Below are 25,333 nucleotides of genomic sequence, written 5' to 3'. Positions count from 1 at the left end.
CGGGGCCGGCAGAATTTGTCAGGGGGGTGTTCGTGCCGAGCCTTGCTGGGACTGGGTTTCACGGTTTGAGCTGCTGCCTAGCTTGGCGCGGCACTACAGACGCGACGCCACGGCTGCATGGCCGGCGAAGCGCTAACCCCTCCCCAACCCTCCCCTTCGCTACGCGAAAGGGAGGGGGCACAGCCCCTCCCCCAGACGCGTCCCATCGTCCGTTCCGGCTCCCAGCGCTAGAATGCATGCCATGAACACGCTGACCTTCCGCAACGCCACCGCCGCCGATATCCCGGCCCTGATCGATCTGGTCACCTCCGCCTACCGCGGCGACTCCTCGCGTGTCGGCTGGACCACCGAAGCCGACATCCTCGATGGCCAGCGCATTGACGCCGCTGGCATCCAGGGCGACCTCGACCGCCCGCGCAGCGTCATCCTGCTCGCCGAGCAGGACGGCCAGCTGCAGGCCTGTTGCCATGTCGCCGATGAAAACGGCCACGGCTACTTCGGCATGTTCTCGGTCAGCCCCACCGCCCAAGGCGGCGGCATCGGCAAGCAGCTGATGCAGCGCGCGGAACAGCATGCCGCCGAGCAATGGCAGCTGCCGACCATGCAGATGACGGTGATCGACTGCCGCGAAGAACTCATCGCCTTCTACGAACGCCGTGGTTATGTGCGCACCGGCATCAAGAAGCCGTTCCCGTATGGCGACGAACGCTTTGGCATACCCAAGCGCGACGACCTGCAGTTCGAGGTGTTGGAAAAGCCGCTCGGGGCCACCGCATGAGCGAGACTTGGACCTTCATCTGTAGCAGCGAGGAACTGTTGCCGGGCGAAATGAAGACCGGCTTCGATGAAGTAACCGGTGCCCCCATCGTCGTGTTCAACCTGGACGGCGAGCTGTACGCGCTGGAAGACCAGTGCACGCATGAGGAGTTCGAACTGTCCTCCGGCGAGCTGGATGCGGCAGAAGGCAGCATCGAGTGCATCCTGCACGGTGCCCGTTTCGATGTGCGCGACGGCCGCGCCCTGTGCGCCCCGGCCTACACTGCCGTCCCCAAGTTCCCGGTCAAGCGCGAACACGGCGGTATCTGGTCGCGCGACGACCGCGATTGAGTGTCAGGCCCGGTGTCATGACAGCGGGGAGTCGCGCAAGCCTTCCCCGCTACGGACGCGATCGGGAGGCGTGCCGCAGCCGTCCGATGGCCCGCAGCCTCCGCCGACACGTGCCCGGGCTGACCAACAGCCCTCCCATCCGTACCCATTGAATGCCCTGCTGTCCCTCTCATATCAGGATTGCAAACGCAAACAATTCTCAATAAGATGCGCATCTATCGCGACAAAGCGATGTTAACGGTCCGCACCCTCCCCCATGTCCAACCCGCCCGCCAAGGCTGCTCCGCTGATTGTCGCCTCCGTGCGGCAGCGCTTGCTTTGGCTGCCACTGTTGTTTGGCATGTTGCTGGTATGGGCCGTGGCCCTGCAGGCCAAGGCGGTTGCTGCCGCCCCGCTGGCAGTGGAAGGCTACACGCAGAGCCTGGTTTCGCCTGAACCGGGCCACCCGCAGCAGCCGCTGCAGATGGCTGCCATCAGCGAAGCCGGCAGCGAATCCTCCCGCCCCACCCGCTCGCGCCCGGCAACGATGCTATCGCCGCCGGTCACGCCTGCTCCGCTTACCGCCCACCGCGTTTTCATGACTGCCGCCAGCGACACGCTGCTGCAGCACGCGGTGGAGCGCGCCCAGCGCTATCCGCTGGCGCCCTATCTGCTGCTCAATCCCGGCCACGCCCCGCCCCGCGCGCGCGCCATCTAAGCAGCCTCCGGCGATCCCCGCGCAACAGCGCGTCGCCGTCGATATCCCGCTTTCCATCTAGACACCCGCGGCGCCCTTCGGCCCGTCAGGTTCAACTCGTCCTTTTCTCCCGGATATACCCGTCCATGACCCATATCAAGACCCGCAAGTACGCACCGCGCGCCACCATGCTCGCCACTGCCACACTGGCCGCCGGCTTCTCGCCGCTGACCGCACTGGCCGCCGACGCAGACGCCGACTCGGCCAGGAACAAGGCCACCGATCTGGATCAGGTACAGGTACGCGGCAGCTGGTTCGCGCCGTCCTCGCCCAAGTTCACCGCCGAACTGCTGGATACGCCGAAGTCGGTGTCCGTGGTCACCGAGAAGACCATCCAGGAAATCGGTGCCACCAACCTGGTCGACGCATTGCGCATGGTTCCGGGCATCACTTTCGGTGCCGGCGAAGGCGGCAACTCCACCGGTGACCGCCCGTTCCTGCGTGGCTTCGATGGCCAGAGCAACATGTTCGTCGATGGCCTGCGCGACGTTGGTACGCAGACCCGCGAAGTGTTCGACCTGGAGCAGCTGGAAGTGGTCAAGGGCCCGAGCTCGGCCTACGGCGGCCGTGACTCCGGCGGCGGCAGCATCAACCTGGTCAGCAAGACCCCGAAGCTGAAGAATGAAACCAGTGCCAGCATGGGCATCGGCACCGACAGCTATGCGCGTGGCACGGTTGATGCCAACTACGTGCTGGGCGACGGCATCGCCGCCCGCCTGAACCTGCTCAAGCACGAATCCGACATCGCCGGCCGCGACGCTGCCAATGTCAGCCGCTGGGGTATCGCACCGTCCATCGCCTTCGGCCTGAACGGCCCGCTGCAGCTGATCGCCAGCCATTACCACCTGGAAACCGACGATCTGCCCGATGCCGGCGGCTTCCCGTATGGCGACCCGGCCACCAAGACCACCGTCGGTGCGCCGATCGTGCCCAACCGCAACAACTACTACGGGCTGATTGACCGGGACTTCCAGCGCACCCGTGCCGACATCAGCACCCTGGATGCCAGCTACTCCTTCGGCGAGCACAAGCTGCGCAACATCGCGCGCCTGGGCAACACCAGCAATGACTACCTGTGGACCCAGCCGGACGACAGCAAGAACAACCCGAACCTGTATGGCACCTTGTGGCGCCGTACCAACAACCGTGCCATCGACACCAAGACCTTTGCCGACCAGCTGAGCCTGACCGGTGCGTTCCAGACCGGCGGTCTGAAGCACAGCTACAGCGCTGGCGTTGAGTACAGCGAAGAAAAGAGCAGCAAGGGCAGCTACGTGATCGGCGGTGCCGGCACCAACAACCCGATCGGCAACAACCAGGTGTGCAAGACCACCGGCGCAGCGACCGGCTACAACTGCACCGATTTCTACAACCCGAACCCGAAGGATCCGTGGTCGGCCACCCACCCGGTCACCCGCAGCGACAAGGCGCTGGATATCGACCAGACCACCAAGACCAAGTCGGTCTACGCCTTCGATACCATCGAGCTGAGCGAAAAGTGGCTGGTCAACCTCGGCCTGCGCTGGGACGACTACGACACCGAGCAGGTCACCCCGGTCCTGAACAAGGCGCCGACCGTGCTCAACAACAGCGACGGCTTCCTGAACTACCAGGCTGGCGTAGTGTTCAAGCCGACCGCCAACGGCAGCATCTACCTGTCCTACGGCACCTCCTCGACCCCGCCGGGCATGGACAGCGGTGAGGGCAACGACTCGATCAGCGCCGCCATCGAAAACCTCAAGCCGCAGGAAACCAAGAACTACGAGCTGGGCACCAAGTGGGACCTGCTCGACAAGCGCTTGAACCTGACCGCCGCCATCTTCCACACCGAGATGAGCAATGCCCGCGTCGTCATCGACACCGGCACTACCCAGAACGCGGGCAAGAAGGCGATCAATGGCGTCGAGATCGGCATCAATGGTCAGATCACCGACAACTGGAATGTCGCCGGCGGCTATACCTACATGGATTCGGAGCTGAAGGACAACGGCTTTGTCTGCGGTGTCACCGTACCGCGCGGCCAGCCCTGCCCGGCAGGCCAGTACATCGTCTCGCCGAACAACGGCAACATGTTCCCGAACACCCCCAAGCATGCCGCCACGCTATGGACCACCTATGTGTTCCCGTTCGGCCTGACCGTCGGTGGTGGTGCAAGCTATGTCGACAAGCAGTACGGCGATGCCGCCAACACCAAGTGGGTGCCGAGCTACACCCGTTGGGACGCCATGATCGGTTACGCCATCCAGGACAACATCAGCCTGCAGTTGAACGTGCAGAACCTGACCGACAAGACCTATTTCACCAAGGCCTACGCCTCGCATTACGCGAGCATCGCCCCGGGTCGCGCGGCCACGCTGGCACTGAACGTCAAGTTCTGATCCAGGCATGACCAGCAACGGCGGCAGGTGCAAACCTGCCGCCGTTTTGCTTTCCGCCGCTGCCGCGACAGGCGACGGCAATCCCCCGCAATGGCTACCATCAGCGATCAAACGCCGAACAAAGCCGGGCACAGGCAAGACGATGTCCAACTCCTTTCCAAGCGATGCCGATGTACTGGCGCAGCAACTGTTGAACGACCCGCAAGGCACGTTCGCGCAGATACGTGAGGCTGCACTGGGTGGCCAGCTGGATGCACAGCTGCTGCTGGCCCAGCTATACATCGAAGGCAAAGGCGTGGCGCGCGACGAGCAGGCCGCCCTGCTCTGGTACGAAACCGCCGCCAACAACGGCAGCGCACTGGCGATGAACATGCTTGGCCGCTGCCATGAACTGGGCCAGGGCTGCACGCCGGATGCCTCGTTGGCTGCGGTCTGGTACCGCAATGCCGCCGAAGCCGGACTGGACTGGGGCATGTACAACCATGCCAACCTGCTCGCCACCGGCCGTGGCGTGGCGCAGGACCGGCCCAAGGCGCTGGCACTGTATACGCAGGCTGCCCACATGGGCCATGCCAAATCGATGAACCTGCTGGCGCGCCACCTGGAAGACGGGCTGGATATCGAACGCGATCCGCAGGCCGCCCTGGCCTGGTATCAACGCTCGGCCGAGGCCGGTGATTTCCGCGGCCAGGCCAACCTCGCTTCCATCCTGCTGCAACAAGGCCAGATCGAGCCCGCCGTGCAGTGGCTGCGCTTGGCATTGGCCAACGGCAGCCCGGCGTTCATGGCGAATATCGTGCCGGAACTGGCCGCCTCTCCCCATCCGCAGATCCGCGCACTGGTAGCCTGAGCCAGGCCCCGAGGAACTCCCATGCTGCTGCATATCCCCAACGTACTCAGCCTCGAACAGGTCGCCCTTTTTCGCCAGAAACTGGATGCGGCTGACTGGACCGATGGCCGCGAGACCGTTGGCCATCTCGGCACCCATGCCAAGCGCAACGAGCAGTTGCCGGAAAACTCGCCGCTGCGCCGTGAACTGGGAGAAACCGTACTGCTGGCGCTGGCCAGCAACCCTTCCTTCTTCAGCGCCGCGCTGCCACTGAAGTACCTGCCACCGCGCTTCAACCGTTACAGCGGTGGCGGCAACTACGGCTTCCATGTCGATGGCGCGGTGATGAACCTGGGCCAGGGCGAGCAGCTGCGCTCGGATGTGTCGTGCACCCTGTTCCTGTGCGAGCCGGAAGAATACGAAGGCGGCGAACTGATCATCAGTGACACCTATGGCGAGCACGAGGTGAAGCTGCCAGCCGGTGACCTGGTGGTCTACCCCTCCAGCAGCCTGCACAAGGTGCAGCCGGTGACCCGCGGCGCGCGCCTGGCGTCGTTCTTCTGGGTGCAGAGCATGGTGCGTGACGAAGCCCACCGGCGCCTGCTGTGGGAAATGGACACTTCCATCCAGCAACTCACCCTGGACTGCCCGCAGCACCCCTCACTGGTCAGCCTGACCGGGATCTATCACAACCTGCTGCGGCAATGGGCGCAGACCTGAGCGTTGCCGGTCCCATCGTCATCGCAGTAGCTGCGTAGTCCAGTAGCCCGGGTAAGCCCAGCGCACCCGGGGCTGTTCGCGGAGAATCCAAGAATCCGGCCGATCCCTGCCCCCGGGTGCGCTGCGCTTACCCGGGCTACAAAAGCCGCGGCCTTCCTTTGCCACGCGCACCGGACAGCTCCAACGAATCAACGCCACTGACAGCGCGGCGCGCGCATCAGCCAACGGCAGCGGACTGATAATTGTCATGTTGCTATCAATTCTCATTTGCAAAAGTTAACGAATCGTATCTACAATGCCGCACCGCGCACATCGGCCCTGTTGGCCGCGTCCGCAATCCGGGGATACGCATGCAGCAACCACAGCGCAAACACGCATACAGCACCGCCGCATCCGGCGTTGTCAGTCTGCGCCCGTTGGCCTTGTGTCTGTTGCTGTTGTTGTCGCTGCTGGCCTCGCTCTGCCACAGCGGCTCCCCGCTGGCCCGGCTCGGCGTTGCGGAAAACAGCAATGCATCGGCGCCTGCCGAAGAGCGTCAGGGTGGCGAGCGCCACCTTGAAGAAGAAAGCCCAGCCAAACTTCGCAAGGCAAGCCAGCTGCGCGCAGCACGCGCCATTCCGCCTTTGCCCAATGCCAGGCAGCTACTGCCTGCAGCCAGCGAGCCCAGCACGGCCCGTGTGGTCATCCCGGTATCCGAGCCGGTCATCGGCCATGCCTTGGCCAGCCCGCGCCAGCAGCGCGGGCAAGCGCCCCCGTTGAGCTGATGCTCCGCGCCCAGGCGCTCGCGTTACACCCCTTCCTTTCCAGCCCGTCCCTGCCTGCGCCCGCGTTTGCGGTGTAGACGGCTGCAGCCTGCATTCCCTTGTTCGAGGTATTCCCATGGCCCTGTGCCAGCGTCGCCGTGTGTCCGTTTCCCGCCAACTGCTCAGCCTCGCCGTGCTCGGCGCCCTCAGCGCCAGCGCCCATGCCAACGGCAGCGGCGCGCCCACCACGCTGGACAAGGTGGTCGTCACCGCCAGCGGTTTCGAGCAGAAGATCACCGACGCGCCAGCCAGCATCAGCGTGGTCAGCCGCGAAGAACTGGCACTGCGCCCCTACACCAGCCTTGTTGATGCGCTGCGCGACGTTGAAGGCATCGACGTCGGCATGGAAACCACCGACAAGAACGGCCGCGCTACCATCTCCATGCGTGGCATGCCGTCCGAATACACGCTGGTACTGATCGATGGCCGCCGCCAGAGCAACGTCGGCAATCTGTACCCGAACAACTTCGGCGGCGGCCAGTTCGCCTACATGCCGCCATTGGATGCAGTGGAACGCATCGAAGTGGTGCGCGGCCCGATGTCGACCCTGTACGGCGCCGACGCCATGGGCGGGGTGATCAACATCATCACCCGTCGCAACCAGAACGAATGGCACGGCTCGGTGACGCAGGGTTTCACCGTGCAGCAGGAAGATGCTTTCGGCGATGCCCGCACTACCGACCTGTACCTGAGCGGCCCGCTGATCAAGGATCGTCTGGGCATGACCGTGCGCGGCAGCTGGTATGACATCGACGAATCGCGCCCGGAATGGGATTCGCTGCCGCTGCCCGATGGCAGCCAGTGGGAACGTGCGCTCGGCTTTGGCGGCGGCGGCAAGGCCGTGGCCAACACCAACTGGAACAGCGGCATCCGCCTGAACTTCAAGGCCAGCGAAAACCACGACCTGTGGCTGGACTACGACGTCTCGCGCCAGAAGTACGACAACAGCAAGGGCCAGACCGGCACCTTGGACAGCGCCGAAAGCCTATGGCGCAGCGGCGTGGCGACCATTCCCAATGGCAACGGTGGCACCACCACCCGTCGCGTGGTGCAGCCGCGCGTTGGTTATACCGCCTACCAGCGCTATGAGCTGGACCAGCTCTCGCTGACCCACCAGGGCCGCTACGACTTCGGCACCTGGCAGACCAGCCTGTCGCGCACCCAGAGCAACAACCTGGGCCGCTCGCTGCCATTGACCCTGGACGAACGCGCCGACCTGCAGACCCTTTGGAACGATGTCTGCCGTCGCCGCGGCCAGGCCGCCAACTGCAACATGGCCAGCGGCAACCTGTCGGTGCTCAATGACGCCGAACGCGCACGCCTGCAGGCCTTCCTGCCGCGCCCACTGCGCACCATGGAACTGGACGCACTGGTGCTGGACACCATGCTTGACCTGAGTTTCGGCGCGCACAAGGTCACCGTCGGCGGCCAGTACAACAACACCGACATGACCGACGGCGTGTTCGGCATGGACGGCAACGGCTACCGCGACAACGTCAAGCAGAAGCACCGCACCTGGTCGGTATTTGCCGAAGACAACTGGGCGCTGACCGACGCGCTCACCGCCACCTTCGGCCTGCGTTACGACGACCACAACATCTTCGGCAGCCATGTCAGCCCGCGTGCCTACCTGGTGTGGAATGCCAGCGATGCGTGGACCGTCAAGGGTGGCATCAGCACCGGCTACAAAACCCCGCGCCCGGACCAGCTGTTCCCCGGTGTGACCGGTTTCGGCGGCCAGGGTGTGATCCCGATGGTGGGCTCGCCCAACCTGAAGCCGGAAACCAGCACCAACTACGAAATCGCCACCTATTACGATGGCGGCCGCTGGGGCTTCAACGCCACCGCCTTCCTCAACCGCTTCGACGACAAGATCGCCAGCGGCGGCAGCTTCGCCAACTGCGAAGTGGCCCCGGCCAACAGCGGTTACTGTGTGGACGTGGGCCCGGGCTGGGCAGCGTTGGGTTACAGCGTTTTCAGCCAGAGCGTGAACCTGGACAAGGCCGAAACCCGCGGCGTTGAGCTGGCCAGCCATGTGGACCTGCTGGACAACCTGCAGCTGCGCGGCAACTACACCTACACCAAGAGCGAGCAGACCAGCGGCGCCACCAAGGGCCGGCCGATTGCCGGCAACCCGGCCAAGCACATGGCCAATGCCAGCCTCAACTGGCAGCTCAACGACGCCATCAGCCTGAGCCTGATCGGCGAAGGCCGCTACGACCGTTACCGCGACACGCTGGTGTCCAACGTGGGCGGCGTCAGCAACTCGACCGTGCGTTATTACGAGGACTACACCACCTTCCACCTGGGCGGCAGCTGGAAGCTCAACGACTGGCTCACCGTCAACGCGCGCGTCAACAACCTGTTCGACAAGGATTTCGTCTCGCAGTCCTGCATCCTGAGCTCGCCGAGCGAGTACAGCTGCGTCGACGACTATGCAGTGAAGGAACAGCGCCGCAGCTACTGGCTGTCGTTGAACGCGAAGTTCTGATTGGTGTAGCTGGGCACGGGCAGCGCTGAGCGCTTGCCCACCCGCCTGTCAACGCCGCAGCCCCACAAACGTTTCCAGCACAAGCAACACCGCTCCCTCCCTTTCACGCAGTGAAGGGGAGGGTTGGGGAGGGGTAGCTTTTGATCTTGCTTCCAGCTTCAGGCCTAGATCCAGAACCCAAGCAACAGCCAGATCAAAAGCTACCCCTCCCCGGCCCTCCCCTTGCCTCCGGCAAAGGGAGGGGGCATAGCACAGCACAAATTGCGAATCATTCTCATTAGTGCTCTAATCGTCATCCTTCAACACCCCTGATCCCCGTGTCCGCAGACCGCAGCGCCGCCACTACCGTGCAACACCAAGCCAACCGTGGGTTCTGGTTGCGCACCTTGCATCAGTGGCACTGGATCAGCTCGGCGGTGTGCCTGATCGGCATGCTGCTGTTCTCTCTCACCGGCATCACCTTGAACCACGCGTCCAAGATCGAAGCCAAGCCGCAGGTGCAGAACCTGCAGCTGGAACTGCCAGCACCTGTACTCAAGGCGCTGGGTGATCGCCAGGACGGCAATGCACCGCTGCCCGCCCGCGTTTCCGACTGGTTGTCCAACCGTCTGGAGGTGTCCATCGGCAGCCGCGAGGCCGAGTGGTCGCCGGAAGAAATCTACCTGTCCATGCCCGGCCCCGGCAGCGATGCCTGGTTGAGCATCGACCGCGAAACCGGTGCGCTGGAGTTTGAAAAAACCCGTCGCGGCTGGGTTTCGTATTTCAACGATCTGCACAAGGGCCGCAACGCCGGTCCGGGCTGGGGCTGGTTCCTCGACGTGTTCGCGGTGGCCTGTCTGGTGTTCTGCATCACCGGCCTGTTCCTGTTGCATCTGCATGCGCGGCAGCGGCGCATGACCTGGCCGCTGGTCGGCCTGGGTTTGCTGATCCCGCTGCTGATCGCCCTGCTCCTCATCCATTGACCGTCGCCCTTCCCGGAGTCGCACCATGCGCGTCACCCTGACCATCGCCCTGAGTGGCCTGATCGCTACCGCTCCTGCCGCCTACGCCGCCAGCCTCGACGTCAACGTCGAAGTGCCCAAGCTCAACGTGGCCGAGTACCACCGCCCGTATGTGGCGGTGTGGATCGAAGGTGCCGACCAGCAGGTCGCCGCCAATCTGTCGGTCTGGTACCAGCTCAAGGACACCGCCGAAGGCCATGGCACCAAGTGGCTGCCGGACCTGCGCCAGTGGTGGCGCAAAAGCGGCCGCACCCTGCAGGTGCCGGTGGATGGCGTGACCGGCCCGACCCGTCCGGTCGGCAAGCACCAGCTCAGTTTCAACGATCGTCAGCCGCAGCTGCGCGCCCTGCCCGCCGGCCAGTACACGCTGGTGGTGGAAGCCGCACGTGAAGTCGGTGGCCGCGAGCTGGTCAAGATTCCCTTCAGCTGGCCGGCCCGTGCCGCCCAGAACGGCAGTGCCCAAGGCAGCACCGAACTCGGCGCCGTCACCCTTGCCGTCAAACCCTGATCCCCATTACCAACGGAGCCAACCGATGAAGCGTTCCCTCCTGCTTGCTGCCACCATTGCCGCCGCGCTGCCCTTCTCCGCCGCCGCCCACAAGGCCTGGCTGCAGCCGTCGCAGACCGTTATTGCCGGTACCAACCCGTGGATCACGGTGGATGCGGCCGTGTCCAACGACCTGTTCTATTTCAACCACGTGCCGCTGCGCCTGGACAACCTGGTGATCACCGCACCGGACGGCAGCACCGTGCAGCCGCAGAACGCGGCCACCGGCAAGTACCGCAGCGTGTTCGATGTCGAGCTGACCCAGCAGGGCACCTACCGCCTGGCCACCGTCAATGCCGGCCTGTCGGCCAACTGGCAGGAAGACGGCAAGCCCAAGCGCTGGCGCGGCAACGCCGCCACCTTCGCCACCGAAGTGCCGAAGGACGCCAAGGACCTGAAGGTCTCCGAGACCGCCGGCCGCATCGAAACCTTCGTCACCAACGGCAAGCCGAACGACACCGCGCTGCAGCCGACCGGCAAGGGCATGGAGCTGGTTGCAGTGGGTCACCCGAATGATCTGTTCGCCGGTGAGCAGGCCAAGTTCAAGCTGCTGGTCGACGGCAAGCCGCATGCGGGTCTGGAAGTCGAGATCACCCGCGGTGGCACCCGTTACCGCAACGCCCAGGAAGAGATCAAGGTCACCACCGACGCCAATGGCGAGTTCTCGGTGACCTGGCCGCAGGCTGGCATGTACTGGCTGGAAACCGGCACCGAGGACAACAAGACCTCGATCCCGCAAGCCAGCGTCCGCCGCCTGAGCTACGTAGGCACGCTGGAAGTGCTGCCGCAGTAATGCTCAAAGCCCCTCTCCCGCCGGGAGAGGGGTTGGGGTGAGGGTAAAGCCGAAGCAGCGCAGTTGAAGTCGGCTGTCGGCCTTAACAAGCAAAAGCTCCCCCTCATCCGCCCCTTCGGGGCACCTTCTCCCGTAAACGGGAGAAGAAGCACTCCGAAGCTCATGCGCTCATAGCCCCTCTCCCGCCTGCGGGAGAGGGGTTGGGGTGAGGGCAAGGCCGGAGTCGGGCTCCTGAAGTCTGCCGTCGGTCGAAAGAAGCAAAAGCTTCCCCTCATCCGCCCCTTCGGGGCACCTTCTCCCGCTCGCGGGAGAAGCAACACCGCCTAGCCGATCATTTCCGATGTCCTCCAACTCCGACATCGCCGCTCTTGGCGGCCACACCATGGGCACCAGCTGGAGCGTCAAGCTGGTCGTTGTGCGCAGCCGTGACCTGCACCCGCTGCATGCTGGCATCCAGGCCGAACTGGACCGCGTGGTCGCGCAGATGAGTACCTGGGAAGCCGGCTCGGATATCAGTCGTTACAACCGTGCCGCCGCCAACAGCTGGCATGCATTACCCGATGATTTCTGGAGCGTGCTCAGCGCCGCGCGCGATATTGCCGAACGCAGTGCAGGCGCCTTCGATCCCAGCATCGCCCCCTTGGTCGCGCTGTGGGGTTTCGGCGCCGATGCCGCCGCGCAGGCCGTTCCCGATCCCACGCGCTTGGCCGAAGTCGCCGCACGCTGCGGCTGGCAGAAACTGCAGCTGGATCCCCAAACGCAAAGCGCCCTGCAACCGGGCGGCCTGCAGCTGGACTTGTCGGCCATCGCCAAGGGCTACGGCGTGGATCTGGTCAGCCGCTGGCTGCGTCGTATCGGCATCACCGCCGCGCTTGTCGAAGTAGGCGGCGAACTGCACGGCTATGGTCTGAAACCCGATGGCCAACCCTGGCGCGTGCTGGTTGAATCCGCTCCGGAAGAAGATGCCGGCGCCGAATATCCGCCGCGCGTATTGGCATTGGATGATCTTGCGGTAGCCACCTCCGGCGATCGTTGGCACCAGTTTGAACGCAATGGCGTGTCCTACAGCCACACCCTGGACCCGCGCAGCCACGCGCCGGTCAGCCATGCCGCCGCCGCAGTCAGCGTGATCGCCCGCGATGCCATGCTTGCCGATGCTTGGGCCACCGCATTGACCGTGATGGGCGCCGAGCAAGGTCTGGCCTTTGCCAACAGCCATGACTTGGCTGCACGCTTCATCACCCGCAGCAGCAATGGCCTGATCGAAACCATGACGCCCGCCTTCCAGCGTTACCTGGACGCCAGCACGCAATGAACCGCAACAGCTCCACGCGCGCACTGCTGGGCAACCTCGCCGTTGGCCTGGGCCTGTTGCTGATCGCCCTGCTGCTACTGCGCCTGCACCTGGGCGAACGCTGGTGGCCGGCGCCGCCGCTGGCGCCACAGTGGTGGATGGCCCTGACAGCGTTGGCGATCTACGCAGCTGCCTGTTTCGCCCTGTGGTGGTGTACCCGCCAACGCGACGATGAGGTCGGTGACAGCAAGGAACCGCCCATCCTGGTGGTGTGGGCCAGCCAGACCGGCTTTGCCCAGCAACTGGCGCAGCGCACGGCGGCACAGCTGCGTGCTGCCGGCCACAAAACCCGTCTGCGCGCTATCGACCAGGTGGATGCGGCACTGCTCGACAGCAGTCGCCAGGCCTTGTTCATCGTCAGCACCACCGGCGAAGGCGATCCGCCCGATCACGCCCTCGCCTTCCTGAGCCGGGTAATGCCGCAGCCGCTGAAGCTGCCGCAGCTGCAATACGCGGTGCTGGCGCTGGGTGACAAAACCTACGACCAGTACTGCGCGTTCGGCCATCAACTCGATCACTGGCTGCGTGCGCACGGTGCGCAGCCGCTGTTTGACACCGTGGACGTCGACAATGCCGACGCCGAAGCGCTGCGCCATTGGCAGCAGCTGCTGGGCCAGCTCGGCGGCTCAAGCACGGAGGCAAGTGATTGGAGCGTGCCGGCCTATCAATCCTGGCTGTTGCGCAAGCGCGAAGTTCTCAACCCCGGCAGCATCGGCGGCAAGGTATTCCACCTGCAGCTGCAACCGGCGGACGGCAAGCTGCCTACCTGGCAGGCCGGCGACATCGCCGAGATCGGCCCGCGCCAATCCGCTGCCGCGGTGACGCAATGGCTGCAGGCGCACGACGTTGATCCAGCAAGCGTGCTGGCCGATGGCCGCATGCTGCGCGATGCCCTGGCCGTTTCGCACCTGCCCGACAACTGCGAAACCCGGGATGTCGACGCCCTGGCCGCCAGCCTCAAACCCTTGCCACACCGCGAATACTCGATCGCATCGATGCCAACGGAGGGCAGCCTGCAGCTGATGCTGCGCCGGCAGCTACGCCCCGATGGCAGTCCTGGCCTGGCCAGCGGCTGGCTCTGCGATTACACCCAGCCCGGCGACAGCATTGATCTGCGTCTGCGTAGCAACAGCAATTTCCATCCACCCGGCAACGATGCGCCGCTGGTTCTGATCGGCAACGGCACCGGCATCGCCGGCCTGCGCGCGCATCTACGCGCCCGTATCGATGCAGGCGCGCGCCGCAACTGGTTGCTGTTCGGCGAGCGCAACGTGGCGCACGACTTCCATTTCGGCGACGAGCTGCGGCAATGGCAGCGCGAGGGTGGAATCGAGCGATTGGATACGGTCTTCAGTCGCGATGATGGCGCCTACCATTACGTGCAGGACGCATTGGCTGCGCACAGCGAGGTGCTGCGACAATGGCTGGACGATGGCGCCACCCTGCTGGTCTGCGGCAGCCTGCAAGGCATGGCCCCGGCGGTGGACAAGGTCATCATCGATGCGATTGGTGCCGACGCACATCAGGCCCTACGTATCGCCGGCCGCTATCGTCGCGACGTCTACTGACCATCGCAACCAACCGGTAGTGCCGAGCCATGCTCGGCAGAGGCCCTACAAACAATCCCATCGGTAGTGCCGAGCCATGCTCGGCAGAAGCCTTACAAACAATCCCAACCGTAGTGCCGAGCCATGCTCGGCAGAAGCGTTCCCGGTAATACCCATGCTGAGCATGGCTCGGCACTACAGGTGAAGCTTTGCGCTGTTGGCTATCTGGCTTCGCGGCTTACGCCGCTCCCACAACCGGCATCACCTTTATCGCCAACACCTCACCGCCGCCGCTGAGCGTATAGCGTTGCCGCTCACCGGCGCCAAGCCATGCGGTATCGCCGGCCGACATCGCCGGCAGCACACCACCCTCGAACTCAGCATGGCCGGCCAATAGATGGATGGCCCATGCGGCCTGTGGCTCGGTGAAGAACAACATGTTGCCAACCAGCGGCCGATGCAGCAGTTCGGCTTGCAAGGCATCACGGCGCCACATCAGATTGAAGTCCTGGGTCACCCCATCCACCAACTCGCCAACCAGCTCCGCCTCACCGGCAAACCGCAACCGCTGATACGGCGGCAGCAAGGTTTCGCAGCGGCCATCAGCGAAGCGCAGGCGCAGGCCTTCGCCCTGCAGCAATACCAGCTCGCGTTCAACACCTGGGAATGCGGAGAAAGCCGCATCCTGCTCGATCTCGGCAATGGACAGGCGCAGCTGCCAGTCGCCCTGCTCGGGCAGACGCAGGATTTCGCGCGTCCAACCCAGGCCATTACGCCAGCGCTCGCGCTGGTAGAGAGCAGCCGGTATGACCCGGGAAGGAGAGTTCAAGGTATGCATTGGCCAATGATGCCATCAGCGTGCATGCAACTGCTTTTTTGTGGGAGCGGCGTAAGCCGCGAAGCTCACCACAACCAAGCGGCGGAGACCTCTGCAATCACATTGCATCTGCTCGCTGTAGGAGCGGCGTAAGCCGCGAAGCCACAGAACCAACAGCGTGGAGCAAAACCAACCCCTCCCCAACCCTCCCCTTGCCTTCGGCAAAGGGAGGGGGCTCAAGCGCCCCGTGCGCTTCGCACAAGGGAGGGGGCAGAAGCGTTTACTTCGGCATCGCCAGGTTCTCAGCCGTCAACGGCTTACCCCCACGCGGCGTGGTCGCAATCACTGCATCAGCCGGCAAGGCCGTGCCCTTGTCCAGGCGTGCCTGCACCCGATCCAGGGCCTCATACACATACGGCAGCAGCGGCAGGTAGCGCGAGCCGTAATCCGGCAGGCCGAGGAAACCATCGAAGTGCTGCACATTGCGCACCTTCCAATAGCTCACCTCACGGCCGGCCGCCTTGGCCGCCGCCGCATACGGTGCGCTGCTGAAAGCCGGTGGAATCAGGCCATCGTCGGCACCGTGTACCACCATCACCGGCAGCCCCTTGCGCGGCAAACCAGCATGCGTGGCCTGGATACCCGCCTGTACGCGCCTGGCGTCTTCACCCTGCCCGTCCCAAAGACCACGCAGGCACTTGAGCCCTGCATAGGTCAGGTCCGGCAAGGCCACCTTGCTGTCTAGCAGGCCAACGCCGGCACCCGGCGGAATGCCACTGCCGTCGGAGATCCACGCAGCACGCTCAATGGCGCTTGCCGCGCGCGGCGAGAAGTCCGGATTCTGTGCGGCGAAGTTGAAGCCGCAGGGATGCTCGCCAACGCCATAGCGGCCATAGGCCGAGGCATACGTTGCCGAGATCGCGCGCCACAGATCAAAGCCGGTGGACAAGGCGCCAGCACGCAGCGATTCGTCGGTCCAGCCCTTGCTGAGCATCAGCTCGTAGGCCGTCTTGGCCTGCGCTGCCGGTGTCGCACCACCGATCACACCCTCCGCTGCCAAAGTTGCACAACGCACGGCGGCACCGGCCTGCAGCGCGGCAGTCATCGGCGGCTGCGGCAGGTTGCTCATGTGCAGCTGCGCGCACGGCATCAACAACGCCGCCTCGGTGCTGTAATCGTAGAGCGCACGTGCACCGGCGCCGCTGGAATAGATGCTGGGTTCACCGGCTACCACGGCATCCAGCCAGTCACCTTCCAACTCGGCCGCACGCAGCACCGCGCCGCCGCCATTGGAGATGCCCACGGCAATGATGCGGGTGTTCTCGAACGTAAAAGGAGCCGCCTGCGGATAGGCCTGTGCCAGGGCCAACAGCGCGAACTCGGCCGCCTGTTTTACGTGGCGCCCCCAGTCGGCTTCCGGGTTGTCCTTGGAATGCGCATGTTTGAAGGCGACACCCGCTGCATTGACCGGCGCATCCGGCACGAACGCAAGGTCGCTGACTTCACCCAAGGCACCGATGCTGCCGTTGGCACGCACACCCATCTGCGCGTTCAGATCGTAGTAGTCGCTGCCGGCGCCCTTGTCGGTATAGACCACCGCACAGCCCTTGGGCAGGCCCCAGGCAGCGGCGACCGACACCGCGCCGTAGATGCCACGCGACCCCGATGCCGGTGCGACCAGCACACAGCGCTTGGCGGTATCAAAGTTGTCCGGAATCTGCGCCAGCACGCGATGCGGCTGCTTGGCACCGGGCAGGCGTGCGAACGCCGCATACTCGCGGCCGGGCACACTCTGCAGGCTGCCGAACAGTTCGCCGTAACCACCGCCCGGAGCGAGGTCGGCAATGCCGCGCCAGCTACCCCACATCGCGCGACGGCGCAGCTCATCCACGGTCGGTGCGCTGGCATCGGCAAAGGCCGGTGGCGCCATGCTGCGCAGGCCGGCCAGGCCCAGCCCGGCGGTAAGCAGGTCATCACTGCCACGGTGTTCGCTGCGGAGTTCGTTGCTGAACATGGAAGACTCCACGGGCTTGGACGCTGGGCCGCTGGCACAGGAGGCCAGGCTCAGTCCGACAAATAGGCCGCAGGCGGCGCGCAATAGGGATTGGCTCATGGACGCACCCTAGCAGAGCAACCACGGCCGGCTCATCGTACTTAAGTACCACACGCTTTTAGCGCTGCTGCTGCTACGTTTCCACCATCCCCCATAGCATCGGAGTCCCCCCATGGACCGCTTCCTGCAAGGCCGCACCGCATTGGTGACCGGCAGTACCTCCGGCATCGGCCTGGCCATCGCGCAGGCATTGGCCAACGCCGGCGCCCGCGTGGCCATCAACGGCCTGGGCACGCCCGAGCAGATCGATGCGGCGCTGGCCAGCGTCACCGACACCGGCAGCGAGGCGCGGCACTTCGATGCCGACCTGCGCAAGCCCGACCAGATCGCCCACATGCTCGAAGCCGTGCAGGCCTGGGGCAACATCGACGTCCTGGTGAACTGCGCCGGCATCCAGCACGCCGCGCCGCTGGCCGAACAGCCGCCGCAGAAGTGGGACGACATCATCGCCATCAACCTCAGCGCTGCCTTCCACACCATGCAGCATGCGCTGCCGGGCATGGCCGAGCGCGGCTACGGCCGGGTGGTCAATATCGCCTCGGTGCATGGCCTGGTCGCCTCGAAGAACAAGGCCCCGTACGTGGCCAGCAAGTTCGGCATCGTCGGCCTGAGCAAGGTAGCGGCGTTGGAATACGCCGCTGCCGGCAACCGTGAGAGCGGTGGCGTCACCGTCAACTGCGTCTGCCCGGGCTGGGTTGAGACGCCCTTGATCGAGCCGCAGATCCAGGCGCACCGCAATGGCGGCAGCCGCGATGACGGCGTCCGCGCCCTGCTGGAAGAAAAGCAGCCCAGCCTGCGCATGTCGCTGCCCGAAGACATCGGCGCGATGGTGGTCTGGCTGTGCCGCCGCGAGTCGCACAACCTCACCGGCGCAGCGATGCCGATGGACGGTGGCTGGACAGCGCAGTGAAGCAGTAGCGGGGAGCTGGGAGCTGGGAGCCAGGAGTGTGGAGCGAGGAGTGAGGAGCGAGTAACGGTAGAGCAGAGCCGGCTCCAGTTCCGCTCCACACTCCTCGCTCCACACTCCTCGCTCCACACTCCTCGCTCCACACTCCTCGCTCCACACTCCTCGCTCCACACTCCACACTCCTCGCTCCTCGCTCCTCACTCCTCACTCCTCACTCCTCACTCCTCACTCCTCACTCCTCACTCCTCACTCCTCACTCCTCACTCCTTGCTCCTTGCTCCTTGCTCCTTGCTTTTGGCCGCCCCTGCGCCTCTACTGTTTGCTGTTTTCCCACCACTGGTTCCTGGCCTGATGCCCAGTCTGTTGATTGCCGACGATCACCCCTTGTTCCGCGCTGCCCTGCGGCAGGCGGCCAGCGAGGCCGTCAGCGAACTGCAGGTGCGTGAGGCCGAATCGCTGGAAGGCGTGCTGGCGGCGCTGGATGCAGCTCCGGACACCGACCTTATCCTGCTCGACCTGCATATGCCCGGCAATCACGGTTTGGCAGGACTGGCCGCTATCCGCGCACAACACCCTGGCGTGGCTGTGATCGTGGTCTCGGCCAATGACGATCCACGCGTGGTGCGGCGTGCGCTAGACCACGGTGCCGCCGGCTACCTGCCCAAGAGTTCGGGTTTGAATGAGCTGCGCGAAGCAATCCGCAGCGTCATGGCCTGCGAGCAATGGCTGCCGGCATCGCTGCGCGCGGCGGTATCGCGGGCGCAGTCCTCCAGCCACGACAGCGAACTGGCCGCGCGCCTGGCCAGTCTGTCGCCGCAGCAGTTCCGGGTATTGGCGCTGGTTGCCGAAGGCCTGCTCAACAAGCAGATCGCCGACCGCCTGGATGTGCAGGAGCGCACCGTCAAGGCCCATCTATCGGCCATCTTCGAACGCCTCGGGGTTCGCAACCGCACCCAGGCCAGCGTGGTACTGCGCGAACTGGAACTGAGCGATCCAGCACGCCAGGCGGTGTGACCACCGCTTTTGATTCTTGTGGGAGCGGTGTAAACCGCGAAGCTATCGAACTGGCAACTCGCGGCCTGTTCAACCACACGCACCCCTGATTGCAGTTGTTCCGGTGCCGGAGCTGATACCCGTTTCGCGGCTCACGCCGCTCCCACAGTGTTCCTCTGCCAACCAGCTTGCGCAGCAATGCCCGAGCTGAAGCTGTGCGATCCAGCGCGCCAAGCGGTGTGACCCGGCCGTAGGTTTGTAGGAGCGGCGTCAGCCGCGAAGCTGGTACACCACCCGGTCCGGCCAAACCAATCCCACGCACTCCTGATTGCATTGGCTCCGATGTCGGAGCCATTTCCAGCTTCGCGGCTTACGCCGCTCCTACAAGCCGCCGCTCCGATGGGTTGCCTTGTGCAGCAACATGCCCGCCAGCATTGCCGGCACAAACCACAGCGCCTCCGGCGACATCACGCCCAGGCCGACCAGCGCCGGGCCCGGGCAGTAACCAGCCAGTCCCCAGCCGATGCCGAACAAGGCCGCACCCATCAGCAATGACCGGTCGATGCGGCGCAGATCCGAGATCTGGAAACGCTCGGCAAATACCGGCGCCGGCCGTCGCAGCACGAAACGGAACAGCAACATCGTTGTGCCGACGGCGCCACCCAGCACGAACAGCAGGGCCGGATCGAAATCGCCGAATACATCGAGGAAACCGAGGATGCGCTGCGGATCTGTCATGCCCGACAACGCCAGGCCAAGGCCGAACAGCGCGCCGGAAACCAGTGCCGCCCAGGTGATACGCGACGTACTCATGCCACGTGCCTGACGATGTAGGTGGTCAGAACCGCCGTCGCCATGAAGGTCAGCACGGCAGCGAACGAACGCACGGACAAGCGCCCCAAGCCACAGACGCCGTGGCCGCTGGTGCAGCCATTGCCCATGCGCGTGCCAAAACCCACCAGCAGCCCCGCTGCAACCAGCAGCACGGGCGGAAAGCCCTGGCGCGGTGTGTAAGCGCCCGGCACCAGCCACAGATACGCGGCACCGGCGCCAATCAGGCCGATCAGGAACGCGCCGCGCCAGGCCACGTCACCGCTGCGCGGCATCAGCACTCCGCCAACAATGCCGCTGATGCCGGCAATACGCCCGGTCAGCCATAGCAACAGCGTGGCGGCCAAGCCGATCAACACGCCACCGGCCAAGGCCAGCATCCAGCCGGTCATTGCGGTTTCCCGATCTGGTCCAGTGGCAAGCGCAAGTAGCGCACGCCGTTGGCATCGGGCTCGGGCAAGCGCCCGCCGCGGATATTCACCTGCAATGCCGGCAGGATCAGCTTCGGTACCGGCAGCGTTGCGTCACGCTGCTCGCGCATCTGTACGAAGCTGGCCTCGTCGGCACCGCCCTTGAGATGCAGATTGTGCTGCTTCTGCTCGTCGATGGAGCTCAGTGCCTGTGCTTCGCGGCGATTGCCCGGGTAGTCGTGGCACAGGTAGATGCGCGTCCCGGCCGGCAAGGCCAGGATGCGCTGGATCGACGCGTACAGGCGATGCGCATCGCCGCCGGGGAAGTCGCAACGCGCGGTGCCGGTATCTGCGGCAAACACGGTGTCACCGACGAACGCCGCATCACCGATCACATAGGTCAGGCTGTCATCGGTATGCCCAGGCGTGGCGATCACCCGTGCAGTCAATCCACCGACGTTGAAGCTGTCCGCATCCTCGAACAAGCGGTCGAACTGGCTGCCATCGGCAACGAACGCATCGCCCAGGCCAAACACGGCCTTGAAGTGCTGCTGCACCTGCACGATGCCGCGGCCAATGGCCACCGGCGCCTGCAGTTGATCGGCCAGATAGCCTGCCGCGCTGAGATGATCCGCGTGCGCATGGGTTTCCAGAATCCAGGCCACCGTCAACAGCTTGCTGCGCACGAATGCCAGCAGCGCATCCGCTGACACGGTGCTGATGCGTGCGCCGGCCGGCTCGTAATCCAGCACCGGATCGATGATGACGGCCATGCCGCCGATCTGGTCATAGACCACATAACTGAAGGTGCCGGTGTCCTTGTCGTAGAACGGCTCGACCACCGGCGATGAGATCTGCGTCTGGCTCATTGAGAGGGCCTTGCTTTTAATTTAGCTTTTTCTAAATTAAACTAGTCATCCGTAAAGCACAAGCCCGGAACGCAAGCCCCTGATGCCAGCTTCAGACATGGATATGGAACAAATGCAGGCGCACGCTGAACAAGCCGCGCAGCTGCTCAAATCGTTGGCCCACCCGGCGCGGCTACGCGTGCTGTGCCGGTTGGTGGAGGGCGAGGCTTCGGTAGGCGAACTGCAGGCGCAGGTAGGCCTGTCGATGTCGGCGCTGTCACAGCACCTGGCGGTGATGCGCGAAGCCGAGCTGGTCAGCACTCGCCGCGAAGCACAAAGCATTTTCTATGCACTGGCCGACAGCCCTGCAATGGGCGTGATGCAGGCCTTGCATGCGGCTTATTGCGGGAACGCTAGCAACTAACCTTCAGGCTGCGATAAAGCGCGTAGGGCCTGTAGCCCGGGTAAGCGCAGCGCACCCGGGAATATCGCAAGGTTCTCCCGGGTGCGCCGCACTTACCCGGGCTACGTGGAGAAAATGCGGCGCCTAAGACTCCCGCCGCCCCGCGCCTGGCCTCAACGCATCGGCCGCCAATAGCCGATCAAGAATCGACTTCAGCGCCAACGGACGCACCGGCTTGTGCAGCAGCGTCAGTCCCTGCTCCAACACCTCCCGGCGCGTAGCCAGGCCGTCGTCGGCACTGAGGATCAGGGTTGGTCGCGCGCCGAAACGTTCGCTCAGCCGCAGCTGCAGAGCAGTGCCGGTATCACCGTCATCCAGGTTGTAGTCGAACAGCCACAGGCTCGCCGGCAAGGCCTGCAATGCCGCCACCGCCTGTGCTTCGCCGGAGGCTTCGGCCACGTGGTAGCCCCAGCCACGCAACAGGCCGGCCAGGCCCTGCAAGGCAACCGGATCGTTGTCGACCACCAGCACCGGCACACCGCCCGACGTTGCCGCACTGCGCAGCCATGGCGCCACCGCTACCTGCGCCGACACCGCAAGCTGCAGTGACACCGAGAACACCGTGCCCCGCCCTTTCTCGCTGCGCAGGCGCAGCGGCGCATGCAGCAGGCCGGCAATGCGGTCGGCAATTGCCAGCCCAAGACCGAGCCCTTGCCCGCTGCTCTCCTCGCCACGCCGGAACTCCTCGAATATGCGCTGCTGTTCCTGCTTGGCGATGCCCGGGCCGGTGTCATGCACTTCCACGCGCAGGCGCTGACCATCACGGCGCACGCCCAGCAACACGCCGCCCGCATGGGTATAGCGCACCGCGTTGGCGAGGAAATTCTGCAGTACCCGGCGCAGCAACTGCGGGTCGCTGTTGACCCAGGCGCGGGTAGGCACGTAGTGGAACTCCAGCCCGCGTGCGGTGGCCAAGGCGCGGAACTCGGAAACCAACGGATCCAGCACTTCGGCCAACGGCAGATCGCGCGGCTGTGGCACCAGACCACCGGCTTCCAACCTCGACATATCAAACAAACCCGTCAACAGGTCAGTCGTTGAATCCAGTGCACCGCGGATCTGCACCACCGTTTGTTGCTGCTGGCTGGATTCCACCTGCTGCGCCAGCGTATCGGTGAACAGATGCGCGGCATGCAGCGGCTGCAACAGATCGTGGCCGACCGCCGCCAGAAAGCGGCTCTTGGCATCGTTGGCGCGCTCCGCCTCGCGCTTGGCCGACTCCAGCAAGGCAGTACGATCGCCCACGCGCTGCTCCAGGGTTTCGTTGCTGCGCTTGAGCTCGCGCTCGCTGCGGCGGAACTCGGTGACATCGGTGAAGGTGGCTACAAAGCCGCCGCCAGGCATTGGATTGCCGCGGATCTCGACGATGCTGCCATCGGGGAATACGCGTTCGGTCAAATGCGGCGTACCGGCGCGCATGAACGCCAGGCGCCGGTCCACGGCACGCTCGTCGCCGCCGCGTGCGGGCATTGCCTGCAATGCCCAGCGGGTCAGATCGATGATCGGGCGGCCCACCTGCAGCAGCTCATCGGGGAATCCAAACATGCGCGCATACGGCCGGTTCCACGCCACCAGCCGCTGCTCGCGGTCGATCACGCTGATGCCCTGGCTCATGTTCTGCAGCGCCGCCTGCAGCACCTGTTGGCTGAAACGCAGATCCTGCGAGGCCTCGCTGACGATGGCCGCCACCGTTGCCAACTCATTGCCCTCGCGCCGCGCCGCGTCCAGCAGCAGGCGCGCGGAGGCGGCGCCGAGCACCGCCGACAACTCACGTTCAACACTGGCCTCGATCGCCGCTGGAACCGCGCCACTGCGCGGCGCGTCGGCCAGCAAGCGCTGCACCCGCTCATAAGGCAGGAAGCGACGGCCGGCGTCGCGCAGGGTATCGGCATCAAGATTGCGGCTGATACGGTCTGGCGTATCGCGCCGCCAGGCCATCGCCAACAACGTCACCGCGGTGCCGACAAACAGGCTGGCGCCTACTGCGCGCCCCAACGGCGTCCAGCCGGTCAGGCCAAACAAGCCCTGCGGTGCAAGCCACTGCCACCCGAACGGGCCCTGCAGCAGCCATGCCGGTGTACGCCCGCCGCTTTCCAGCAACGAAGGCAGCAGCAGCACCCAGGCCCAGGTCGCGAAGCCGGCCAGCACACCGGCGATGGCCGCACGCGGTGGCGTCTGCGGCCGCCAGATGGCAAAGGCCAGCACCGGCACCAGCGTGGCCATTGCCGAAAACGACACCGCGCCGATATCGGCCAGCACATTGCCGCCACCAATCAACCGGCTATAGCCCCAGGCCATCAGCATGATCACGCAGATACCTGCGCGCCGCAGCCAGACCAGCTCGCGGCGGTGATCGCCGCCGCCGGCACGTGCCCAGGCACTGCGCAACAAGCCGGGCGCGAACCAGTGGTTGCCGATCATCAGGCTCAAGGTCAGCGTACTCACCACCACCATGCCGGTGGCCGCGCTGAGGCCGCCGAGGAAGGCGAACAAGGCCACACCTTCATGGCCTGCGGCGAACGGCAGCGCCAACGTATACATATCCGACGGGACGCTGTTACCCAGCAACTGCGTGCCAGCGCGCGCCAACGGCAGGATAGGCAATGCGATCAGCAACAGGTACAACGGGAACAACCAGCGCGCGGTGCGCACATCGGCCGGATCGCGGCACTCGACCACGCCAACATGGAACTGATGGGGCAGCAGGAACATCGCCAGACCACCGAGGATCACCAGCGGGATGAAGCCGCCTTCCTGCGCATTGACCGGCGCCGGCAGCGCGGCAGGAACTCCCTTCAGGCCAAACCAGACGAATACACCCAGCGCCAGCATCGCGCCGAGCTTGAACACCGACTCGGCAGCCATCGCCAGCACCAGCCCGCGATTGTGCTCGGAGGCATCGGCGCGACGCGCACCAAACAGCATCGCGAACAAGGCCATCGCCAACGCCACATACAAGGCACTGTCATGCCAGATCGACCCACCCTGCCCGGCGTCCACCGCGCGCGAGGTGATCATGCTGAAGCTCATCGCCACCGCTTTGAGCTGCAGCGCGATATACGGAATCAGGCCCAGCACCGTCACCAGCGTCACCGTCGCCGCCAACCAGGCATCACGCCCCAGCCGCGCGGCAATCAGATCGGCGAGCGAGGTGGCATTGGTTTCGCGCGCCAGCCGTACCAGCCGCATCATCACGCCGATCGCCAGCGCGTAGAAAAGGATCGCACCGACAAAGGTGGGCGGCAGCGGCCAACCATGGCGCGCGGCCTGGGTAACGGTGCCGTAGAACGTCCACGAAGTGCAGTGCACCGCCAGCGACAAGGTGTAGATATGCCGCCAATGCCGCGCGAATGCGGTAGGCCGGCGCTCACCGTAGATGGCCACGCCAAACATCAGGGCCAGCCAGGCCAGACCCGCCAGCGCCACCGTCACCAGACTCAACATGGAATGCGTTTCCCAGAAGCTGCTTGGCAGGATACGGAGTTAAGCGGGAAGGATGAAGCAGTGCATGACTTGAATGCCTTGCTTGAGGCCCTTGCTTGAGGCCCTTGCTTGATGCCCTTGCTTGGGGGCTCTGCTTGAGGCCCTTGCTTGAGGCCCTTGCTTGAAGCCCCTCTCCCTCCGGGAGAGGGGTTGGGGTGAGGG

Annotated in this window: 22 protein-coding genes; 16 read left to right on the top strand and 6 right to left on the bottom strand. The window is 64.9% G+C overall.

The features are described 5' to 3' along the window. The first annotated feature begins 241 nt into the window (after positions 1-241). The 13 genes from ACVOKO_RS17540 to ACVOKO_RS17480 all read left to right on the top strand — a co-directional run bounded on the left by ACVOKO_RS17540 (position 242) and on the right by ACVOKO_RS17480 (position 14,327). Positions 242-778 (top strand): GNAT family N-acetyltransferase, encoded by a 537-nt coding sequence (locus ACVOKO_RS17540; RefSeq protein WP_346500326.1) that lies wholly within the window; start codon positions 242-244, stop codon positions 776-778. Then, the gene (locus ACVOKO_RS17535; RefSeq protein WP_346500324.1) at positions 775-1,107 is read left to right on the top strand and encodes a non-heme iron oxygenase ferredoxin subunit; all 333 of its coding nucleotides are present in this window, start codon (positions 775-777) and stop codon (positions 1,105-1,107) included. The genes ACVOKO_RS17540 and ACVOKO_RS17535 overlap by 4 nt, the downstream gene beginning before the upstream one ends. Positions 1,108-1,363: 256 nt before the next feature. Then, positions 1,364-1,804 carry a hypothetical protein gene (locus ACVOKO_RS17530; protein WP_346500322.1) on the top strand — a complete coding sequence of 147 codons (441 nt, stop codon included), beginning with the start codon at positions 1,364-1,366 and terminating at the stop codon, positions 1,802-1,804. A 125-nt stretch (positions 1,805-1,929) separates the two neighbouring features. Next, on the top strand, positions 1,930-4,221 hold the full coding sequence (locus ACVOKO_RS17525; protein WP_346500320.1) for a TonB-dependent receptor: 2,292 nt from the start codon (positions 1,930-1,932) through the stop codon (positions 4,219-4,221). A 142-nt stretch (positions 4,222-4,363) separates the two neighbouring features. Beyond that, positions 4,364-5,071, top strand: coding sequence for a tetratricopeptide repeat protein (locus ACVOKO_RS17520; RefSeq protein WP_346500317.1), 708 nt, complete (start codon positions 4,364-4,366; stop codon positions 5,069-5,071). Between the two features lie 21 nt (positions 5,072-5,092). Further along, the gene (locus tag ACVOKO_RS17515) at positions 5,093-5,770 is read left to right on the top strand and encodes a Fe2+-dependent dioxygenase (protein WP_346500315.1); all 678 of its coding nucleotides are present in this window, start codon (positions 5,093-5,095) and stop codon (positions 5,768-5,770) included. A 350-nt stretch (positions 5,771-6,120) separates the two neighbouring features. Then, the gene (locus tag ACVOKO_RS17510; protein ID WP_346500313.1) at positions 6,121-6,534 is read left to right on the top strand and encodes a hypothetical protein; all 414 of its coding nucleotides are present in this window, start codon (positions 6,121-6,123) and stop codon (positions 6,532-6,534) included. A gap of 115 nt (positions 6,535-6,649) precedes the next feature. Beyond that, a complete protein-coding gene (locus ACVOKO_RS17505; protein WP_346500311.1) occupies positions 6,650-9,064 on the top strand; it encodes a TonB-dependent receptor domain-containing protein in 2,415 nt (804 codons plus the stop codon). Between the two features lie 317 nt (positions 9,065-9,381). Beyond that, complete coding sequence (locus ACVOKO_RS17500; protein WP_346500309.1) at positions 9,382-10,026, top strand: PepSY-associated TM helix domain-containing protein; 645 nt, start codon at positions 9,382-9,384, stop codon at positions 10,024-10,026. Between the two features lie 25 nt (positions 10,027-10,051). Continuing rightward, positions 10,052-10,573 (top strand): DUF2271 domain-containing protein, encoded by a 522-nt coding sequence (locus ACVOKO_RS17495; protein WP_346500307.1) that lies wholly within the window; start codon positions 10,052-10,054, stop codon positions 10,571-10,573. 25 nt (positions 10,574-10,598) lie between these two features. Beyond that, positions 10,599-11,405, top strand: coding sequence for a DUF4198 domain-containing protein (locus tag ACVOKO_RS17490; protein WP_346500305.1), 807 nt, complete (start codon positions 10,599-10,601; stop codon positions 11,403-11,405). A 340-nt stretch (positions 11,406-11,745) separates the two neighbouring features. Then, positions 11,746-12,720: an FAD:protein FMN transferase gene (locus ACVOKO_RS17485; protein ID WP_346500303.1), complete on the top strand. Its 975-nt coding sequence runs from the start codon at positions 11,746-11,748 to the stop codon at positions 12,718-12,720. Then, entirely contained in the window at positions 12,717-14,327 is a 1,611-nt protein-coding gene (locus ACVOKO_RS17480) for a sulfite reductase subunit alpha (protein WP_346500301.1), read from the top strand. The genes ACVOKO_RS17485 and ACVOKO_RS17480 overlap by 4 nt, the downstream gene beginning before the upstream one ends. Before the next feature lie 217 nt (positions 14,328-14,544). Here ACVOKO_RS17480 and ACVOKO_RS17475 read toward each other — a convergent pair whose 3' ends face one another. Beyond that, entirely contained in the window at positions 14,545-15,144 is a 600-nt protein-coding gene (locus ACVOKO_RS17475; RefSeq protein WP_346500299.1) for a HutD/Ves family protein, read from the bottom strand. 259 nt (positions 15,145-15,403) lie between these two features. Next, positions 15,404-17,137 carry a 3-hydroxybutyrate oligomer hydrolase family protein gene (locus ACVOKO_RS17470; RefSeq protein WP_346500297.1) on the bottom strand — a complete coding sequence of 578 codons (1,734 nt, stop codon included), beginning with the start codon at positions 17,135-17,137 and terminating at the stop codon, positions 15,404-15,406. 211 nt (positions 17,138-17,348) lie between these two features. On the opposite strand from ACVOKO_RS17470, the gene ACVOKO_RS17465 reads away from it, so the two are divergent. Next, positions 17,349-18,146 carry a 3-hydroxybutyrate dehydrogenase gene (locus ACVOKO_RS17465; protein WP_346500295.1) on the top strand — a complete coding sequence of 266 codons (798 nt, stop codon included), beginning with the start codon at positions 17,349-17,351 and terminating at the stop codon, positions 18,144-18,146. Between the two features lie 348 nt (positions 18,147-18,494). Further along, positions 18,495-19,157, top strand: coding sequence for a response regulator transcription factor (locus ACVOKO_RS17460; protein WP_062168673.1), 663 nt, complete (start codon positions 18,495-18,497; stop codon positions 19,155-19,157). Positions 19,158-19,517: 360 nt separating this feature from the next. Here ACVOKO_RS17460 and ACVOKO_RS17455 read toward each other — a convergent pair whose 3' ends face one another. The 3 genes from ACVOKO_RS17455 to ACVOKO_RS17445 are packed head-to-tail and all read right to left on the bottom strand — an operon-like array spanning position 19,518 to position 21,246. Continuing rightward, positions 19,518-19,949, bottom strand: coding sequence for a DUF6691 family protein (locus ACVOKO_RS17455; protein WP_346500292.1), 432 nt, complete (start codon positions 19,947-19,949; stop codon positions 19,518-19,520). Further along, positions 19,946-20,359 (bottom strand): YeeE/YedE family protein, encoded by a 414-nt coding sequence (locus ACVOKO_RS17450; RefSeq protein WP_346500289.1) that lies wholly within the window; start codon positions 20,357-20,359, stop codon positions 19,946-19,948. Before ACVOKO_RS17450 ends, ACVOKO_RS17455 begins: the two co-directional genes overlap by 4 nt. Further along, entirely contained in the window at positions 20,356-21,246 is an 891-nt protein-coding gene (locus ACVOKO_RS17445) for an MBL fold metallo-hydrolase (RefSeq protein WP_346500287.1), read from the bottom strand. The genes ACVOKO_RS17450 and ACVOKO_RS17445 overlap by 4 nt, the downstream gene beginning before the upstream one ends. A gap of 82 nt (positions 21,247-21,328) precedes the next feature. On the opposite strand from ACVOKO_RS17445, the gene ACVOKO_RS17440 reads away from it, so the two are divergent. After that, the gene (locus ACVOKO_RS17440; protein WP_430980810.1) at positions 21,329-21,649 is read left to right on the top strand and encodes an ArsR/SmtB family transcription factor; all 321 of its coding nucleotides are present in this window, start codon (positions 21,329-21,331) and stop codon (positions 21,647-21,649) included. A 123-nt stretch (positions 21,650-21,772) separates the two neighbouring features. Here ACVOKO_RS17440 and ACVOKO_RS17435 read toward each other — a convergent pair whose 3' ends face one another. Further along, complete coding sequence (locus ACVOKO_RS17435; protein ID WP_346500283.1) at positions 21,773-25,132, bottom strand: hybrid sensor histidine kinase/response regulator; 3,360 nt, start codon at positions 25,130-25,132, stop codon at positions 21,773-21,775. Between the last annotated feature and the right edge of the window lie 201 nt (positions 25,133-25,333).

The organism is Stenotrophomonas sp. STEN240 (genome assembly GCF_056756175.1).
Note: the sequence above shows the minus strand (reverse complement) of the source record. Positions and strands in the feature narration are given on the sequence as shown.